Genomic DNA, 18,444 nt, shown 5'->3' on the forward strand with positions numbered 1-18,444 from the left:
GCCTCTACTTACGTTGATCGTCCACCGTCACCCCTTTCGGCGGCGTAAAGGTGAACTTAGATGCGTCGACGGCGCCGTTCTGCTGCGACTTCAGCTGATAGCTGCTGCGCTGGTCATCCTGCTCGACGGCGCTGAACTGATGGATGGTGCCGTCCCGACCGACGTTGATCGTGAACTGCTTCAGGTTACCGCTGCCGCTTTTCGGCGTCAGCACAAAATCATCGCCGTTTTGTTTGATATTGTACTGCTGCCAGTCACTGGACTGGTTGCGGGCAATCAGCATAAACGGCGTGTTGCTGGTAGCATCTTTCAGCCAGGTCGCCGTAGCCTGCTCAACGAACGGGTTGTAGAACCACAGCGTTTTGCCATCCGAGACAAGAACGCTTTCATCTGGCTGGGTCATATGCCAGTTAAACAGGTTCGGACGTTTTACCCACAGGTCGCCCTGTCCGTCCTGGACGGCGTTACCGCTGCCGTCGGTGACTTTCTGCGTGAAGCTGGCATGGAAACTGCTCACTTTATCAAGACGGCTTTTTAAGTCACTGGCCGCATCTGCCCAGACCTGGCTGACGACCATACCAGACAGTAATGCACAGGTGATTGCGAGTTTTTTCATTGTTATTCCTTAATGTGCGTCACTCCCGACGCGGGAGCCTCTTCTGTCCCTAATGTAGGACCGCCGACGGCGGCGGAACAGAAGAATTGGCTGATTCTGCGCTTATTTACCCAACTTTGCACTCATTCAAAGGGCGGCGGCGCCAGCACTTCGCGGTTACCGTTATGGCCCTGTTCGCTGACGATCCCCTGCGCTTCCATCTGTTCGATAATGCGTGCTGCCCGGTTATAGCCAATGCGGAACTGACGCTGGACCCCGGAAATCGACGCTTTGCGCTTCTCAGTCACAAAACTGACCGCCTGATCGAACAGCGGGTCCAGCTCTTCACCGCCGTCGAAACCACCGCCGCCGCCTTCGCTTTCGCTGTCGGAGGTAATGCCATCGACGTACTGCGGACGGCCGCGGGCTTTCCAGTCCTGAACCACAGCGTGGACTTCCTGGTCGCGCACAAACGCCCCGTGGACGCGCACCGGCGTGGTAGAGTTCGGTCCGGAGTAAAGCATATCCCCCATACCCAGCAGCGATTCCGCGCCGCCCTGATCGAGAATGGTACGCGAGTCAATTTTACTCGACACGGTAAAGGCGATGCGCGTCGGAATGTTAGCCTTAATCAGGCCGGTAATAACATCTACCGACGGACGCTGCGTCGCCAGCACCAGGTGGATCCCCGCCGCACGCGCTTTTTGCGCCAGACGGGCAATCAGCTCTTCCACCTTCTTACCGACGGTCATCATCAGGTCGGCGAACTCGTCCACCAGCACCACGATATACGGCAGTTTTTCCAGCACCGGATGAACGGCATCCATGCTGTCGCCCGGCTTCCAGTACGGATCCGGAATCGGACGCCCCATGCGCGCGGCCTCGGCGATCTTCTCGTTATAGCCCGCCAGGTTACGCACGCCCAGCGCTGACATCAGCTTGTAGCGGCGCTCCATCTCGTTGACGCTCCAGCGCAGCGCATTGGCGGCGTCTTTCATGTCGGTGACCACTTCCGTCAGCAGATGCGGAATACCTTCGTAGACCGACAGCTCGAGCATTTTCGGGTCGATCATGATGAAACGCACATCTTCCGGCTGCGCTTTGTAGAGCATGCTGAGGATCATGGCGTTCACACCGACTGACTTACCGGAACCGGTAGTACCGGCAACCAGCAGGTGCGGCATTTTCGCCAGGTCGGCTACCACCGGGTCGCCAGCGATATCTTTACCCAGCACCACGGTCAGCGGCGATGGGTTATCGCGGAACTTGGCGTTGTCGAGCACTTCACGCAGATAGACGGTCTGACGCTTTTTATTCGGCAGCTCAAGACCGACATACGGTTTACCCGGGATCACTTCCACCACGCGCACGGCAACCGTCGACAGCGAACGCGCCAGATCGCGTGACAGGTTAGAGATTCGCGCCGCTTTGACGCCAGGCGCCAGATTCAGTTCGAAGCGGGTGATCACCGGCCCCGGCGAGTAGTTCACCACATCCGCTTTAATGCGGAAATCGGCCAGACGTGCTTCCACCAGTCGCGCCATCTGCTCGAGAGCAAAGGTATCCACCGGCTCGACTTCACTGGGTGGTGGGGTTAACAGATCCAGCGACGGCAACGGCGTGGTCGGTCTTTGCAGCGGACGGCTATCGCCATTGCGCATCAGCAGCGGGTGGATCAGGCTCTCCTGCGGCGCGGGCGCGGCAGGCTGATGCCCCTGCGGGGCAACCGGCTGTTGCTGCTGCACGGGCTGCGGTGCAGTCTGGTAAGGCTGCGGCGGCACTGGCTGAGGGTGTACCGGCTGGTGCTGCGCAGGTTGATAACCCTGCTGCGGAGCGGCGGCCGGTTGTTGATAGTGCGGGGCCGGTTGTTGCGGCTGGACTTCCGGCGTCGGCGTAAACAGCGGCTCGCTCGGCCCCTCATTGACAAGCGTTTTCATCGGCGAGAATTCATAATCCGCCGGCGAGAACGGATTAGCGCCCGGCGGCTGCTCAGCGGCGTAGCGCTGCTGCTGGGTGGCGGCAAACTGGCGCGCCAGCTCCGCTTCCGCCGCAGTGTCGGCGTCATCGTCATCAGTCGCGTTATCGTCTTCCCAGCGATGGCCATAGCGCTGCTGCTGGGTGGCGGCGAACTGGCGAGCCAGTTCATCCTGCTCCATAGCATCCGCTTCCTCATCCGAGAGCAGCTCATCGTCATAATGGGGGTCGCGCTCCGCCTGCCGCGCACGCTGTTCCGCCTCCCGTTGCGACGGTAGCTTGATGCCGTAAGAGGCCAGCTCCCGACGCGTCGGGACACGAACGCGGTTTGGTCGCGGTAGTTTTGGACCAATACCTTCTTTCACCTGGACCCGCGGTCCGCTGGATGCCGGGCTGAACAATGGCGCAGCCGCAGCGGATGCGGCCGTCGCCGAGGTTGCCGCTGCCGCGCCGCCGCTGGCGGCCGTTGCCTGATGCCCCCCTGCCGCGACCGCAGAGACCACGGTTGTCTCCACTGGCGGTTTGGACGAGGAGGCTGGCGGCGTCAGCGGTTTAGTGGCAATCGGACTTTCCGGCTCCGGAATTGGCTGATACCAGGAGGCCAGCAGCTCGCGTTCACGTGCCCGCTTCTCTTCGACTTCTTCGAAGTAATAGAGCGGTGGACGTTTCACCTCTTCCGGCGCAACCTCTGGTTCTGGCTCCGGTGACGGCACTGGCGCGCTTTGCGGCTGATACGCCTGCGGCGCAGGCTGAGCGGCATGCGGATCGTAAGTCGGCTGCTGATACGGCGCCGGCTCTGGCTGATACGCTTGCGGCGCAGGCTGAGCGGCATACGGATCGTAAGTCGGCTGCTGATACGGCGCCGGCTCTGGCTGATACCCTTGCGGCGCAGGCTGAGCGGCATACGGATCGTAAGTCGGCTGCTGATACGGCGCCGGCTCTGGCTGATACGCCTGCGGCGCCGGCTGACCGGCATGCGGAGCATAAGCCGGCTGCTGATACGGCGCCGACTCTGGCTGGTACGCCTGCGGCGCAGGCTGAGCGGCATACGGATCGTAAGTCGGCTGCTGATACGGCGCCGGCTCTGGCTGATACGCCTGCGGCGCAGGCTGAGCAGCATGCGAAGCATAAGCCGGCTGCTGATACGGCGCCGGCTCTGGCTGGTACGCCTGCGGCGCCGGCTGACCAGCATGCGGATCGTAAACCGGCTGCTGATACGGCGCCGGCTCTGGCTGGTACGCCTGCGGCGGGTAACCCGCTTCCGGCTGATAAGCAGGCGCAGCGCCCTGATGGCCAGCCGCGGATTCAGCCCACGCCTGTGGCGCGGCAGTGGCCGCCGCCGCTGCACCCACGGGCTCAGCGATACTATGACCATTCAGCAACGGATCGTAAGGGTCGAAATCTCCAGGGCGCGCGGCGCTGGCGCCGGAGAACAGCACATCATCCTCTGTGGGACGTGCCGCGCTGGCGCCGGAAAACAGGACATCGTCGGCGGCGACAGGCGCACCGCTGGCGCTGTATTGCACCGCCTCTTCACCGTCATCCATCCGTTTGCCGGAGAAAAGCGCCGCGTCGGTTTTACGCCCCATGGGGTTGGTAAACTTCTCGGCCAGACGCTTACGTCGCGCCAGCGCGCTGCGTAAAATACGGGCACGACGCGACTCCTGAGGGGTTGCAGCCTCTTCGTCGTCGTACTCTTCATCGTCATCTTCGTATTCGCCTTCATCGACCCAGGTATCATCGCGACGGGTACGGTTGCTGGCAAAGGTGAGTACCGACAGGATCCCGCCGCCCAATTTTTCCGCAATGCTGACCCACGACCAACCGGTGAACAGCGTCAGGCCGGCCGCCCAGATGCATAACAGGGCGATGGTGCCGCCGCTGCTGTGCAGCAGCGGTTGCAGCGTGGTGCTCAGCAGGCTGCCGATCACTCCGCCCGAGGCAAAGTACCAGATATCATCGGCGTTAATGGCTGCCAGACCACAGGAGGTCAGGATCAGGGCTAACGCGCCAATGAGGCGCAGGGAAACGGCGAAATAATCAATGTATTCGTCGTTTTCCTGATGCCGCCAGGCAAACCAGCATCCGCCAATAATGATGACCGGGATGGTGTAGGCCATGACGCCAAAAATGAAAAAGAGGGTATCGGCAAGCCACGCACCGGGGGCGCCGCCTAAATTATGAATAGGCTCATGCCACGCCGTCTGCGACCAGCTTGGATCCGAGGGGTTAAAGCTCAGTAGTGCCGCCATCAGCCAGATGGCGAAGAGGGAGCAAAGGATGAGCATCGCCTCAAGGAGTCGGCGCCCGCTGCTGAGTTTGGTTAGTTTGACTTCTTTGTCTTCGGTGTATTCCTGGCTCAAGAAAGGCTCTCCAGGTATCAGGCTGTTTCCTGCCTGCTGCTAAAACGGACAACAGCGCCGGGTCTCCCCGGCACTGTTGCTGTATGGATTAACAGGAGTGTAATCAAACTACGTCGATTTTGCACCTGTTCCGTGTTAGCGCGTCTTAATAACCAGACGATTACTTTGCTTGACTTCTTCCATCACCACGTAGGTACGGGTGTCGTTTACGCCCGGCAGGCGCAGCAAGGTCTCGCCCAGTAATTTACGATACGCTGACATATCCGGTACGCGGGTTTTCAACAGGTAGTCGAAATCACCGGAAACCAGATGACACTCTTGAATTTCTTCAAGTTTTTGCACTGCGGCGTTAAATTGCTCAAACACATCCGGTGCGCCACGATTCAGAGTAATCTCAACAAATACCAGAAGTGATGCATCCAGATAATGCGGGTTGAGCAGCGCCGTATAGCCCTGAATAAAACCCTGTCTTTCAAGACGACGCACGCGCTCAAGGCAAGGCGTCGGAGAAAGTCCCACCCGTTTAGAAAGCTCGACGTTAGAAATTCGCCCATCTTTTTGCAATTCATTCAGGATGTTACGATCAATGCGGTCGAGATCTTTGCCAGGGCGCTTCTTGCTATCTACCATTATTATTGTCTCTCTGTATTCCTTCCCTACTCCTGTTCCGGCTCTGTGCCTTCACTGCCAGAGCCCATCCTGTTATTACCCGTACGACAATGGGTAACCCAGGGGTACGTGAGAAGCCCGTTGCCTGACGGCAGTCACCGACATCACGCATGGCGTCTGTCCACACCATGCGTAGATTTCGTTAACCCGGATAAAAATGGCATTTGCGTGCATGAAAATTCGCCGCACGCTAAATACTGCTTTTCTTCTTCCATGAATGTTTTCGCAAAAGCACAGGGGATTGTCAAAGCAAAACATCGATTTTTAGTACAAGATGCCAGATATTCATCATCCCCCCTGGTTGATTCTCATTTTTTCGTCTTATAATTGTCCCGCTGACAGTAGAAATAGTTATATTCTTTGCCGGTAAAATCGCCAATTCATCGGTCGCTTCTATTACACACATCGTTAACAAAATCGCTGCGCTCTTTTTTTACGACAACAAATTCCCTACAATCTCTGCCCAATGTATGCCAATTATTATGGGGATCTCATGGGCACAGCCAAACACAGTAAACTGCTTATCCTTGGTTCTGGACCTGCGGGATACACCGCGGCGGTCTATGCCGCACGCGCCAACCTGCAGCCGGTGCTGATCACCGGGATGGAAAAAGGCGGTCAGCTGACCACCACGACGGAAGTGGAAAACTGGCCGGGCGATCCTAACGATCTCACCGGCCCGCTGCTGATGGAGCGCATGCACGAGCATGCCGCGAAATTTGAAACGGAAATTATTTTCGACCACATCAGCCGCGTCGATCTGCAAAACCGTCCGTTCCGTCTGACAGGCGATAGCGGTGAGTACACCTGTGATGCGCTGATCATTGCCACCGGCGCATCGGCGCGCTACCTCGGTCTGCCATCGGAAGAGGCGTTTAAAGGCCGTGGCGTTTCAGCTTGCGCCACCTGCGACGGATTCTTCTATCGCAATCAGAAAGTGGCGGTGATCGGCGGCGGTAACACCGCGGTTGAAGAGGCTCTGTATCTGTCCAATATTGCCTCTGAGGTGCATCTGATCCACCGCCGCGACGCCTTCCGCGCGGAAAAAATCCTCATCAAACGTCTGATGGATAAAGTGGCGAGCGGCAACATCGTGCTGCATACCGACCGCACCCTCGAAGAGGTGACCGGCGACCAGATGGGCGTCAGCGGCCTGCGCCTGCGCGATACCAAAAACAGCGACAACGTCGAGTCTCTGGAAGTGGCAGGCTTGTTCGTTGCCATTGGCCACAGCCCGAACACCGCCATCTTTGAAGGTCAGCTGGAACTGGAAAACGGCTATATCAAAGTGCAGTCCGGGATCCACGGCAACGCCACGCAAACCAGTATCCCGGGCGTATTTGCCGCTGGCGATGTCATGGACCATATCTATCGTCAGGCGATCACCTCCGCTGGCACCGGCTGCATGGCGGCGCTGGACGCCGAGCGTTACCTGGACGGTTTGGCCGACGCTTGCAAATAATCTTTACAAGTCAGTAACAAAGGTAAAGAAGGCGACGAAAAGTCGCCTTTATTTTTGCCGCGATGTAACATTGCCGTGCCCAATATTCCCATAACGATACCTGCAAAGCGCGCAATGAATAAAACCCGTCAACAAGAGTTAACCCGCTGGTTAAAACAGCAAAGTATTATCTCCCGTCGCTGGTTGATGATTTCCCGCCTGCTTGGCGTGGCAAGCGGTCTGCTGATCGTCGCGCAGGCCTGGTTCCTGGCGCGGATCCTGCACCGGATGGTGATGGAAAATATTCCGGCAACCGCCCTGCTGCTGCCGCTGACGCTGCTGGTACTGGTCTTTGTGCTGCGCGCCTGGGTGGTCTGGCTGCGTGAGCGGGTTGGTTTTCAGGCCGGGCAGCATATCCGCTATGAAATTCGCCGTCAGGTTCTCGACCGCCTCCAGCAGGCGGGCCCCGCCTGGATCCAGGGCAAACCGGCCGGCAGTTGGGCAACGCTTATCCTTGAGCAGATCGATGATATGCACGATTATTATGCGCGCTACCTGCCCCAGATGACGCTGGCGGCCTGCGTGCCGCTGCTGATCGTTATCACTATTTTCCCGATTAACTGGGCCGCCGCATTGATCCTCCTCGGCACCGCCCCGCTGATCCCGCTTTTCATGGCGCTGGTCGGGATGGGCGCCGCCGATGCCAACCGGCGTAACTTCCAGGCGCTGGCCCGCCTGAGCGGCCATTTCCTCGATCGCCTGCGCGGCATGGAAACCCTGCGTATTTTTCACCGCGGTCAGGCAGAAATCGATAATATTCGCGACGCCTCGCAGGATTTTCGCCAACGCACCATGGAAGTCCTGCGTCTGGCCTTCCTCTCCTCCGGGGTGCTGGAGTTTTTCACCTCCCTCTCCATTGCGCTGGTGGCGGTCTATTTTGGCTTCTCTTACCTTGGCGAGCTGAACTTCGGCCACTATGGCGCGGGCGTCACGCTGATGGCAGGCTTCCTGACGCTGATCCTCGCTCCGGAATTTTTCCAGCCGTTACGTGACCTGGGCACTTTCTACCATGCCAAAGCCCAGGCCGTGGGCGCCGCAGACAGCCTGAAAACGTTTATGGAAACCCCATTGACCCAGCTGGAGCGCGGCGAAAAAACCTTAAATGATAACGATCTGATTGGCGTGGAAGCGCGCGATCTGGTGATCACCTCTCCGGAAGGTAAAGTCCTGGCCGGGCCGCTTAACTTTTCACTGCCTGCTGGCGCACGCGTTGTGCTGGTGGGTCAGAGCGGCTCCGGGAAAAGTTCGCTGCTGAACACACTGCTCGGCTTTTTGCCCTACGAGGGCTCGCTGAAGGTGAACGGCGCAGAGCTGCGCGAACTGGACGCCGATCGCTGGCGCCGCCTGTTAAGCTGGGTGGGACAGAATCCTCAACTACCTGCCGCCACGCTGCGGGAGAATGTGCTGCTGGCGTGGCCGGAAGCCAGCGATGCCCAGCTTCGGCTGGCGCTGGATAAAGCCTGGGTCAGTGAGTTTATCGCCCTGTTGCCGGACGGGATCCATACCGCCGTGGGCGATCAGGCGGGTCGCCTGTCGGTAGGACAGGCGCAGCGTATCGCTGTTGCTCGCGCGCTGTTGGTGCCCTGCCGCCTGCTGTTGCTGGATGAACCCGCCGCCAGCCTCGACGCCCATAGCGAACAGCGGGTGATGCAGGCCCTGACCCATGCCTCCACCGAGCAAACCACGCTGCTGGTCACCCACCAGCTCGAGGGACTGGCTGACTGGGATGCCGTCTGGGTCATGCAGGACGGACAGATTATCGAACAAGGCGACTACGCCACGCTGGCCCGTGCCGGTGGGGTCTTCTCGGCGCTGCTGGCCCATCGTCAGGAGGAGATTTAAATGCGCGCACTTTTACCCTATCTGGCGCTCTATAAACGCCATAAATGGATGCTGCTGCTCGGCGTCGTGCTGGCCATCGTGACTCTGCTGGCCAGCATCGGCCTGCTGACGCTCTCCGGCTGGTTCCTCTCCGCCTCAGCGGTGGTGGGTGTCGCCGGGATCTACAGTTTTAACTATATGCTGCCTGCCGCGGGCGTCCGCGGCGCGGCGATTATCCGTACCGCCGGGCGCTACTTCGAGCGTCTGGTCAGTCATGACGCGACCTTCCGCGTGCTGCAGCACCTGCGCGTCTTCACCTTCAGCAAACTACTCCCCCTCTCTCCCGCGGGGCTGGCGCGCTTTCGCCAGGGTGAACTGCTCAACCGGGTGGTGGCCGATGTCGATACCCTGGATCATCTCTACCTGCGGGTGATTTCACCGCTGGTCGGCGCGCTGGTGGTGATTGTAGTGGTCACCTGCGGATTAAGCCTGCTCGACGTTACCCTTGCGCTGACGCTCGGCGGCATCATGCTGGTCACCCTGCTGGTTATGCCGCCGCTGTTCTATCGCGCAGGTAAACCAGCCGGCGAAAGTATGACGCAGTTGCGCGGCCAGTATCGCCAACAGCTCACTGCCTGGCTGCAGGGCCAGGCAGAGCTGATGGTGTTTAACGCCAGCGACCGCTACCGCGCGCAAATGGAAAAGACCGAGCTCAGCTGGCAGGACGCACAGCGCCGTCAGGCCGAGCTGACCGCGCTTTCGCAGGCAGTAATGCTGTTAATCGGCGGCATCGCCGTGGTGGCCATGCTCTGGCTGGCGTCCGCCGGCATCGGGGGTAACAGCCAGCCAGGGGCGCTGATCGCGCTGTTTGTTTTCTGCGCCCTGGCGGCCTTCGAAGCCCTGGCGCCAGTCACTGGCGCTTTCCAGCATTTAGGTCAGGTGATCGCCTCCGCACGGCGGATCTCGCAGATCACCGACCAGCAGCCGGAGGTCACTTTCGTCGAGGGTGAAGCCAGCGTGCCTGCGCAGGTGGCCTTAACCTTCACCCAGGTTACCTTCCGCTACCCGCACCAACCCTCCCCCGCCCTGGAGAATATCTCCCTGCAGATTGCCGCCGGAGAGCACATCGCCATTCTTGGCCGGACCGGCTGCGGAAAGTCGACGCTGTTGCAACTCCTCACCCGGGCCTGGGATCCAACGCAGGGAGAGATTTTGCTCAACGACCAGCCGCTGTCCCAGCTCAGCGAAGCCACCCTGCGTCAGGCGATGAGCGTGGTGCCGCAGCGCGTGCACCTGTTCAGCGCTACGCTGCGCGACAACCTGCTGCTGGCGGCGCCAGACGCTGACGATACCGCGCTCTGCGCGACCCTCGAGAAAGTGGGGCTGGAAAAACTGCTGGAAGATGGCGGACTGAACAGCTGGCTGGGGGAAGGCGGGCGCCAGCTATCCGGCGGCGAACTGCGCCGGCTGGCGATTGCCCGCGCACTGCTCCACGATGCGCCGCTGATGCTGCTCGATGAGCCGACAGAAGGCCTGGATGCGGCCACCGAAAGCCAGATCCTGCATCTTCTGGCGGAAGTGATGCGCGAGAAAACCGTGCTGATGGTGACTCACCGCCTGCGGGGCCTGGCGCGTTTTAATCAGATAATAGTCATGGACAACGGCCAGATAATTGAGCAAGGTAGTCACGCGGATCTGCTCGCTAAACAGGGCCGGTACTTCCAGTTTAAACAGCGTCTGTAGGCTATTATCTAATTTTTGCTGATGCGTATTGAGGTTAAAATGCGTCTGGTTCAGCTCTCCCGGCATTCTATCGCCTTCCCTTCCCCGGAAGGCGCCCTGCGTGAACCTAACGGCCTGCTGGCGCTCGGCGGCGATCTGAGCCCGGCACGTCTGCTGATGGCCTATCAGCGCGGTATCTTTCCATGGTTTTCTCCGGGCGACCCGATCCTCTGGTGGTCGCCCGATCCCCGGGCGGTGCTCTGGCCGGAACAGTTTCATCTCAGCCGCAGCATGAAGCGTTTTCATCAGCGTTCGCCTTATCGCGTCACGCTGAATCATGCCTTTGGTGAGGTCATTGAAGGCTGCGCCAGCGATCGTGACGAAGGCACCTGGATAACCAGCAGTATCGTTCGCGCCTATCACCAACTCCATGAGCTGGGCCATGCCCATTCCATTGAAGTCTGGCAAGAGAATACGCTGGTAGGTGGAATGTACGGCGTGGCGCAGGGGGCGCTGTTTTGCGGCGAATCGATGTTCAGCCGGGCAGAAAATGCCTCCAAAACCGCGCTGCTGGTATTCTGTCAGGCTTTTACGCAGAGTGGTGGTAAATTAATCGACTGCCAGGTACTGAACAACCATACCGCCTCATTAGGCGCGGTGGATATTCCCCGCCGCGATTATCTTGACTACCTGTCAGTATTACGCGGCTACCGCCTGCCCGAGCTATTTTGGGTGCCGCGGGTGCTATTTCCGGGCGCGCAATAAAAATGTTTTCAGCACATTTTGCGTCAGGATGGTATAATTGCGCGGTAGAGTAGCTTCTGCCTGTTGCCCCGCCGCCGTTTGGGAATAATAAGAGTCAGATAACGCCCATCGTTCTGTCACTCCCCTTTACGTTTGCGCCTGTCACGCGGCATAGCCGTGTGTGTTCCGGGCAATGCGCCAAAACTACTTCGGCGATTCATACCTGTCATATATCCGTTGCCGGTGTGCTGACTGCGCACCTTGCGGCAAGGCGAATGATTCAGGGTAGATACGTAAAACTTTACTTACATGATGAACTTCGGCATTATCTTGCCGGTTCAAAACTACGGTAGTGATACCCCAGAGGACTAGATGGCCAAAGAAGACAATATTGAAATGCAGGGCACCGTACTTGAAACGTTGCCTAACACTATGTTCCGCGTAGAACTGGAAAACGGTCACGTGGTAACTGCGCATATTTCCGGTAAAATGCGTAAAAACTACATCCGCATTCTGACGGGCGACAAAGTGACTGTTGAGCTGACCCCGTACGACCTGAGCAAAGGCCGCATTGTCTTCCGTAGTCGCTGATTGTTTTCGCCCTTAAGGCGTCAGATGCTGAAGGCCGGGATAATTCCCGGTCTTTTCATATCTGCCGCCGGCAAAAAAAAACCGGCCCAGGGCCGGTTTTTACGTTGAAGACATCGCTTTAGTGGGCGGCTTCCGGTTTGTGCTTCTGCGCGCTCTGGAAATCGTAGGTCAGCGCATTCTTCGCGCTGTCCAGAGACACTGTCACCTGGCCACCATCGACCAGCGAGCCGAACAGCAGCTCGTTCGCCAGCGGCTTTTTCAGGTTGTCCTGAATGACGCGTCCCATTGGACGTGCACCCATCGCCCGGTCGTAACCTTTCTCCGCCAGCCAGTCGCGCGCTTCCTGACTGACTTCCAGGGAGACGCCTTTCTGGTCCAGCTGGACCTGCAGCTCGACGATAAACTTGTCGACAACCTGATGGATCACCGTGGTAGAGAGATGATCGAACCAGATAATGTTGTCGAGGCGGTTACGGAACTCCGGCGTAAAGATCTTCTTGATCTCATCCATTGCATCCGGACTGTTGTCCTGCTGAATAAGGCCAATCGATTTACGCTCAGTTTCCCGCACCCCGGCGTTAGTGGTCATCACCAGCACCACGTTGCGGAAGTCCGCTTTACGCCCGTTGTTATCGGTCAGCGTACCGTTATCCATCACCTGCAGCAGCAGGTTGAACACATCCGGATGCGCTTTTTCGATCTCATCAAGCAGCAGCACCGCGTGCGGATGTTTAATCACCGCATCGGTCAGCAGCCCGCCCTGATCGAAGCCAACGTAGCCCGGAGGCGCCCCGATTAAACGGCTGACGGTATGACGTTCCATATATTCGGACATGTCAAAACGCAGCAGCTCAATACCCAGCGCCTTCGCCAGCTGCACGGTCACTTCGGTTTTCCCGACCCCGGTAGGCCCGGCGAACAGGAATGACCCAACCGGCTTGTGCTCATGGCCCAGCCCGGCGCGCGCCATTTTGATGGCTTCGGTCAGCGCCTCAATGGCTTTATCCTGACCGAAGACCAGCATTTTCAGACGGTCGCCAAGGTTTTTCAGCGTATCGCGATCGCTCTGGGATACGCTCTTCTCAGGGATCCGCGCAATCCGCGCCACCACTGACTCGATATCCGCCACATTGACCGTTTTCTTACGCTTGCTGACCGGCATTAAGCGCGCCCGCGCGCCCGCTTCGTCAATGACGTCAATTGCCTTATCCGGCAGATGACGATCGTTAATGTATTTTACCGCCAGCTCAACCGCCGCACGCACCGCCTTAGCGGTATAACGCACGTCATGGTGCGCTTCGTACTTCGGCTTCAGGCCGTTGATAATCTGCACCGTCTCTTCCACCGACGGTTCGGTGATATCGATCTTCTGGAAACGACGGGCCAGCGCACGATCTTTCTCAAAGATGTTGCTGAACTCCTGGTAGGTGGTGGAGCCGATCACCCGGATCTTGCCGCTGGAAAGCAGCGGTTTAATCAGGTTAGCCGCATCGACCTGGCCGCCAGAAGCCGCCCCCGCACCGATAATGGTGTGGATTTCATCAATAAACAGGATGCTGTTGGTATCCTGCTCCAGCTGTTTGAGCAACGCTTTGAAACGTTTTTCAAAATCGCCACGATATTTGGTCCCTGCCAGCAAAGAGCCAATGTCGAGCGAGTAGATGGTGCAGTCGGCCATCACTTCCGGCACATCGCCCTGCACAATGCGCCAGGCAAGGCCTTCGGCGATCGCAGTTTTACCGACGCCGGATTCACCCACCAGCAATGGGTTATTTTTACGGCGACGGCACAGGACCTGAATCGCACGCTCCAGCTCTTTTTCACGGCCGATCAGGGGATCAATGCCGCCGACGCGAGCAAGCTGATTGAGGTTGGTGGTGAAGTTTTCCATACGTTCCTCCCCGCCGGCTTGCTCTTCATTGCCAGGCTGGCTTCCGCTGTTATCGGAAGACTGGCTCGGCTCGTCTTTGCGTGTACCATGAGAAATGAAGTTCACCACATCGAGTCGGCTGACTTCATGTTTACGCAGCAGGTAAGCGGCCTGCGACTCCTGCTCGCTGAAAATGGCCACCAGTACGTTGGCGCCGGTCACTTCGCTGCGGCCAGAAGATTGCACGTGGAAGACGGCGCGCTGCAGCACACGCTGGAAGCTCAGCGTCGGCTGGGTGTCGCGCTCTTCTTCCGTGGCTGGCAGGACGGGTGTGGTTTGTTCGATGAAGGCTTCAAGTTCCTGACGCAATGCCACCAGGTCCACTGAACACGCTTCCAGGGCCTCACGGGCCGAGGGGTTGCTTAGCAGAGCCAGCAGCAAGTGCTCGACGGTCATAAACTCATGACGGTGCTCGCGCGCTCTGGCGAAAGCCATATTTAAACTGAGTTCCAGTTCTTGATTGAGCATAGGCACCTCCCCCAATTTTCATGCCTGTATTCAGGCTTTTTCCAGCGTACACAGCAATGGATGCTCGTTCTCCCTCGCGTACTGATTCACCATAGCGACTTTGGTCTCCGCCACTTCCGCGGTAAACACGCCACAAATCGCCTTACCTTCATAGTGAACCGTGAGCATCAGTTGCGTTGCACGTTCAACATCATAAGAAAAGAATTTTTGTAACACGTCAATAACAAACTCCATTGGAGTGTAGTCATCATTGACTAATATCACTTTATACATAGATGGCGGTTTAATCGCATCACGAACTTCGTCGTCAACCAGGTGCTCGAAGTCCAGCCAATCTCTCTTACTCATCGTCAGTGTTCATCATCGGTTGCTGTTGCCAACAGGCGGAGGCCTGTCGATGACCAGAGGTTATGCTCATCACAAATCTACAACAGATCATAGATAACTATCATCTATCGCTTCTATCCGCGACGGCTGTCACATTCCCCGGCAATAGCGTTAACTGCTTCAAATTTTGACGCATTTTTCGCCGTTCCCCCTCCTCAATCGCTTGACGCGTTTTCGTATTTCTCTAAATTGTAGTGGCGAGAGTTGGCGAGCAATTGAACAACTCGTCACTCCACCACCGGTTCATTCCATCTTACTTATAAAGATTTACGAAGGATGTCGAAGTATGGAAATGGGTACTGTTAAGTGGTTCAACAATGCCAAAGGGTTCGGTTTTATCTGCCCTGAGGGCGGCGGCGAAGACATTTTCGCCCATTACTCCACCATCCAGATGGATGGTTACAGAACGCTAAAAGCCGGACAAGCCGTTCGGTTTGATGTTCACCAGGGGCCAAAAGGCAACCACGCCAGCGTGATCGTCCCTGTGGAAGCGGAAACGGCTGCATAACTCTTTTGCTTCATTGTGTACATCCTGCTAATAAAATGCCAGTCCTTCTGACTGGCATTTTTATTTCTATTCGCGTGCCAGCGCATCCACCGGATCGAGCCGTGCCGCGTTGCGCGCTGGCAGCCAACCAAACAGCACCCCGGTCAACGTCGAACAGAGAAAAGCCGTTAGCAGAGCCAGCGGGGAAAAACCGATCTCCCAGCCGGGCAGAAACAGCTGCAGAATAAATGCGATCATCAGCGATAACGTGACCCCCAGCGCGCCACCGACCAGGCAAACCAGCACCGCTTCGATGAGAAACTGCTGCAGTACATCGCTGGCCCGCGCGCCAACCGCCATGCGGATGCCGATTTCGCGCGTCCGTTCGGTCACTGACACCAGCATAATATTCATTACACCAATACCGCCAACCACCAGGGCAATCACCGCCACCAATGTCAGGAACAGCTGTAAGGTATGTGTGGTCCTTTCTGCGGTTTTCAAGATGCTGTCCATATTCCAGGTGAATACATCTTTTTTACCATGCCGCAGCTCCAGTAGACGCAGCAGCTGTTTCTCCGCGGTTTCACTGTCATAACCTTCATGAACGCGTACCGTAATGGAGTTCAGCCACGACTGGCCCATCACTCTTCCCGCCATGGTGGTGTAAGGCAACCAGACGCGGAGAATTTTACTGCTGCCAAACATTGACTGTTTTTCATCCGCGACGCCGATCACCGTGGCCGGCATATTGCCCACCAGAATCACCTCGCCCACCACTTTCGCTTTATTGGGAAACAGCTGGCGACGGGTATTGCTGTCGAGCACTACCACCTGCGCCCGACTGTTGAGCTGCAGTTCATTAAAGGTATTGCCTTCGCTGAAGGTCATGCCGTAAACATTAAAGTACTGCGGCCCGACCCCCTCCGCGCTGGCGGCAACGTCAATATTGTTGGCGCGCAGGCGCAGGCTTTTCGATACCGCCGGCGTGGCGGAACGCACCCATGGCTGTTTCTGGATCGCCAGCAAGTCGTCATACTTCAGCGCCTGCTGATAACGCGGGTCGTCATCGCCAAAATCCTTTCCGGGATAGACATCGATGGTATTGGTGCCGATGGCGCGAATATCCGCCAGCACCATCTGTTTGGCGGCATCACCGACCACCACGATCGATACCACCGACGCAATGCCGATAATAATGCCGAGCATAGTCAGCAGGGTACGCATTTTATTCGCCGCCATCGCCCGCCACGCCATAACCAGCGCTTCGCGAAAGCCACTGGTAAACTGACGCCACGCCGAGGGTTCCGGCTGCTGACGGGCGCGCAGCCCACCGCCCTGGCGGCTGCCGGGCGGATTGCGGACGATCTCGCCATCGCGGATCTCAATGATCCGTTCCGCCTGGGCCGCGACCTGCGGATCGTGGGTGACAATGATGACCGTATGGCCCTGAGCTTTGAGCTGATGCAGGATCGCCATCACCTCTTCGCCGGAATGGCTGTCCAGCGCGCCGGTCGGTTCATCCGCCAGAATCACTTCCCCGCCGTTCATCAGCGCACGGGCGATACTCACCCGCTGCTGCTGGCCGCCGGACAGTTGCGACGGCTGATAGTCAGCCCGATCGCCAAGTCCCAGACGCACCAGCAGATCATGGGCGCGCGCCAGGCGTGCCCGTCGCTCGCTGCCGGCATACACCGCAGGCACTTCAACGTTCTGCGCGGCGGTAAGATGTGACAGCAAGTGGTAGCGTTGAAAGATAAAACCAAAGTGTTCCCGCCGCAGCCGAGCCAGCGCATCGCCATTCAACTGCGCGATATCGGTTCCCGCCACCCGGTAGGTGCCGCTGGTCGGTTTGTCGAGACAGCCGAGAATATTCATCAGCGTCGATTTGCCCGAGCCGGAGGCACCCACGATCGCCACCATCTCCCCCGCATTGATGCTGAGGGTGATCCCCTTCAGTACCTCAACGCTGCCGTCGCCGGAAGGGTAGCTGCGACGAATATCACGCAGCTCAAGCAGCGCCGTCATTTTGCCGCCCCGCTCGCGCTCTCGCCGACGATCACTTCATCTCCCTCATCCAGCCCCTGCACCACCGCGACGTCGGTATCGTTGCGGGCGCCAATGGCAACCTCACGCTCTTTTACCTCGCCGGTGCGCAACAACCGGACGTGATAGCGGTTATCACCCACCGCGTCACCCAGGGCGCTCAGCGGGATGGTAATCACGTTTTTCACCTCGGCCAGCTGGATATGCACCTGCGCGGTCATGTCGAGACGCAGGATGCCCTCCGGATTCGGCACCTCGAAGCGGGCATAGTAGAAGATGGCGTCATTGACTTTTTCCGGCGTCGGCAAAATGTCTTTCAGCGTGCCTTCATAGCGAGTCAGCGGATCCCCCAGCACGGTAAACCACGCCTTTTGCCCCGGTCTGAGGTGGATGACATCCGCCTCAGAGACCTGCGCTTTGACCAGCATGGTGCTGAGATCCGCCAGCGTCAGAATGTTCGGCGCCTGCTGGGCGGCGATCACCGTCTGTCCCTGCAGGGTGGTAATTTGCGTCACTTCGCCAGCCATCGGCGCCAGGATCCGCGTGTAGTCGAGGTTGGTCTTCGCGGTGTCGAGCGTCGCCTGGTTACGCTTAATTTGCGCTTCAATAGTGCCGATCTGCGCTTGTTTCACCGCCAGATCGGTGGCCGCGGTATCAAGGTCCTGTCGCGAGACCAGCTGGCGCTGCGCCAGCTGCTGCTGACGGGCCAGAGTCACCTGCGCCAGTTTGCTCTCCGCGCGCGCCTGATTGAGCTGGGCACGCAGTTCCATCAGCGTCGCTTCAACCTCTTTAATTTGGTTTTGCGCCTGCTCCGGATCGATAACCCCCAGCAACTGGTCCTTTTTGACCTTATCGCCGATATTGACGTGCAGCGTTTTCAGCTGTCCGCTGACCTGGGCGCCGACGTCAACTTTCCGCAGGGCATCCAGCTTACCGGTGGCCAGCACGCTCTGCTGGAGGTCACCTTTGCGCACCACCAGCGTCTGGTAGTTCGGCAGCGGCGCATTCAGGATCCGCCATCCCCAGACGGCCAGACCCAGCACAACGATCGCTAACAACCACCAGATTGTCCTGCGTTTTCCCTTCACTTTCATTATCCGATTCCTGCTGTTTCCCTGCCGCTCCAGACGGTGATTCTATCCAAAC

Annotated in this window: 13 protein-coding genes; 6 read left to right on the plus strand and 7 right to left on the minus strand. The window is 58.2% G+C overall.

Annotated elements, in window-relative coordinates; all coding sequences use genetic code 11:
- Positions 1–4 precede the first annotated feature (4 nt).
- The 3 genes from lolA to lrp form a co-directional block, all read right to left on the minus strand.
- Positions 5–616 (minus strand): outer membrane lipoprotein periplasmic chaperone LolA, encoded by a 612-nt coding sequence (gene lolA / locus AC3EMD_RS17925; RefSeq protein ID WP_004201368.1) that lies wholly within the window; start codon positions 614–616, stop codon positions 5–7.
- 122 nt (positions 617–738) lie between these two features.
- On the minus strand, positions 739–4,932 hold the full coding sequence (ftsK, locus tag AC3EMD_RS17930; RefSeq protein WP_302073628.1) for a DNA translocase FtsK: 4,194 nt from the start codon (positions 4,930–4,932) through the stop codon (positions 739–741).
- Between the two features lie 135 nt (positions 4,933–5,067).
- Positions 5,068–5,562 carry a leucine-responsive transcriptional regulator Lrp gene (gene lrp / locus AC3EMD_RS17935; protein WP_000228469.1) on the minus strand — a complete coding sequence of 165 codons (495 nt, stop codon included), beginning with the start codon at positions 5,560–5,562 and terminating at the stop codon, positions 5,068–5,070.
- 532 nt (positions 5,563–6,094) lie between these two features.
- Here lrp and trxB point away from each other — a divergent pair.
- The 5 genes from trxB (at position 6,095) to infA (ending at position 11,980) form a co-directional block, all read left to right on the plus strand.
- Positions 6,095–7,063, plus strand: coding sequence for a thioredoxin-disulfide reductase (trxB, locus tag AC3EMD_RS17940; RefSeq protein ID WP_012542328.1), 969 nt, complete (start codon positions 6,095–6,097; stop codon positions 7,061–7,063).
- Positions 7,064–7,177: 114 nt separating this feature from the next.
- A complete protein-coding gene (gene cydD / locus AC3EMD_RS17945) occupies positions 7,178–8,944 on the plus strand; it encodes a heme ABC transporter permease/ATP-binding protein CydD (protein WP_049138940.1) in 1,767 nt (588 codons plus the stop codon).
- Positions 8,945–10,666, plus strand: a complete 1,722-nt coding sequence (gene cydC, locus AC3EMD_RS17950; protein WP_023322275.1) for a heme ABC transporter ATP-binding protein/permease CydC — start codon at positions 8,945–8,947, stop codon at positions 10,664–10,666.
- A gap of 39 nt (positions 10,667–10,705) precedes the next feature.
- A complete protein-coding gene (aat, locus tag AC3EMD_RS17955) occupies positions 10,706–11,410 on the plus strand; it encodes a leucyl/phenylalanyl-tRNA--protein transferase (protein ID WP_008805841.1) in 705 nt (234 codons plus the stop codon).
- 351 nt (positions 11,411–11,761) lie between these two features.
- Entirely contained in the window at positions 11,762–11,980 is a 219-nt protein-coding gene (gene infA / locus AC3EMD_RS17960; protein ID WP_001040187.1) for a translation initiation factor IF-1, read from the plus strand.
- A 118-nt stretch (positions 11,981–12,098) separates the two neighbouring features.
- Here the strand turns inward: infA and clpA are convergent, their stop codons facing one another.
- Positions 12,099–14,378: an ATP-dependent Clp protease ATP-binding subunit ClpA gene (clpA, locus tag AC3EMD_RS17965; protein ID WP_012542332.1), complete on the minus strand. Its 2,280-nt coding sequence runs from the start codon at positions 14,376–14,378 to the stop codon at positions 12,099–12,101.
- A gap of 30 nt (positions 14,379–14,408) precedes the next feature.
- A complete protein-coding gene (clpS, locus tag AC3EMD_RS17970; RefSeq protein ID WP_002896520.1) occupies positions 14,409–14,726 on the minus strand; it encodes an ATP-dependent Clp protease adapter ClpS in 318 nt (105 codons plus the stop codon).
- A 325-nt stretch (positions 14,727–15,051) separates the two neighbouring features.
- Here clpS and cspD point away from each other — a divergent pair, with 325 nt between their 5' ends.
- Positions 15,052–15,273: a cold shock-like protein CspD gene (gene cspD / locus AC3EMD_RS17975; RefSeq protein WP_002896516.1), complete on the plus strand. Its 222-nt coding sequence runs from the start codon at positions 15,052–15,054 to the stop codon at positions 15,271–15,273.
- 66 nt (positions 15,274–15,339) lie between these two features.
- Here cspD and macB read toward each other — a convergent pair whose 3' ends face one another.
- On the minus strand, positions 15,340–17,280 hold the full coding sequence (macB, locus tag AC3EMD_RS17980) for a macrolide ABC transporter ATP-binding protein/permease MacB (RefSeq protein WP_008805839.1): 1,941 nt from the start codon (positions 17,278–17,280) through the stop codon (positions 15,340–15,342).
- On the minus strand, positions 17,277–18,392 hold the full coding sequence (macA, locus tag AC3EMD_RS17985; RefSeq protein WP_302073629.1) for a macrolide transporter subunit MacA: 1,116 nt from the start codon (positions 18,390–18,392) through the stop codon (positions 17,277–17,279). Before macA ends, macB begins: the two co-directional genes overlap by 4 nt.
- Positions 18,393–18,444 lie beyond the last annotated feature (52 nt).

It is taken from the genome of Klebsiella sp. PK18 (assembly GCF_057784655.1).

Bases quoted from the DNA above. Each gene is read 5' to 3' on its own strand.
- lolA (WP_004201368.1), bottom strand. From the start codon at position 616: ATGAAAAAACTCGCAATCACCTGTGCATTACTGTCTGGTATGGTCGTC.
- lrp (WP_000228469.1), bottom strand. From the start codon at position 5,562: ATGGTAGATAGCAAGAAGCGCCCTGGCAAAGATCTCGACCGCATTGAT.
- trxB (WP_012542328.1), top strand. From the start codon at position 6,095: ATGGGCACAGCCAAACACAGTAAACTGCTTATCCTTGGTTCTGGACCT.
- cydD (WP_049138940.1), top strand. From the start codon at position 7,178: ATGAATAAAACCCGTCAACAAGAGTTAACCCGCTGGTTAAAACAGCAA.
- cydC (WP_023322275.1), top strand. From the start codon at position 8,945: ATGCGCGCACTTTTACCCTATCTGGCGCTCTATAAACGCCATAAATGG.
- aat (WP_008805841.1), top strand. From the start codon at position 10,706: ATGCGTCTGGTTCAGCTCTCCCGGCATTCTATCGCCTTCCCTTCCCCG.
- infA (WP_001040187.1), top strand. From the start codon at position 11,762: ATGGCCAAAGAAGACAATATTGAAATGCAGGGCACCGTACTTGAAACG.
- clpA (WP_012542332.1), bottom strand. From the start codon at position 14,378: ATGCTCAATCAAGAACTGGAACTCAGTTTAAATATGGCTTTCGCCAGA.
- clpS (WP_002896520.1), bottom strand. From the start codon at position 14,726: ATGAGTAAGAGAGATTGGCTGGACTTCGAGCACCTGGTTGACGACGAA.
- cspD (WP_002896516.1), top strand. From the start codon at position 15,052: ATGGAAATGGGTACTGTTAAGTGGTTCAACAATGCCAAAGGGTTCGGT.
- macB (WP_008805839.1), bottom strand. From the start codon at position 17,280: ATGACGGCGCTGCTTGAGCTGCGTGATATTCGTCGCAGCTACCCTTCC.
- macA (WP_302073629.1), bottom strand. From the start codon at position 18,392: ATGAAAGTGAAGGGAAAACGCAGGACAATCTGGTGGTTGTTAGCGATC.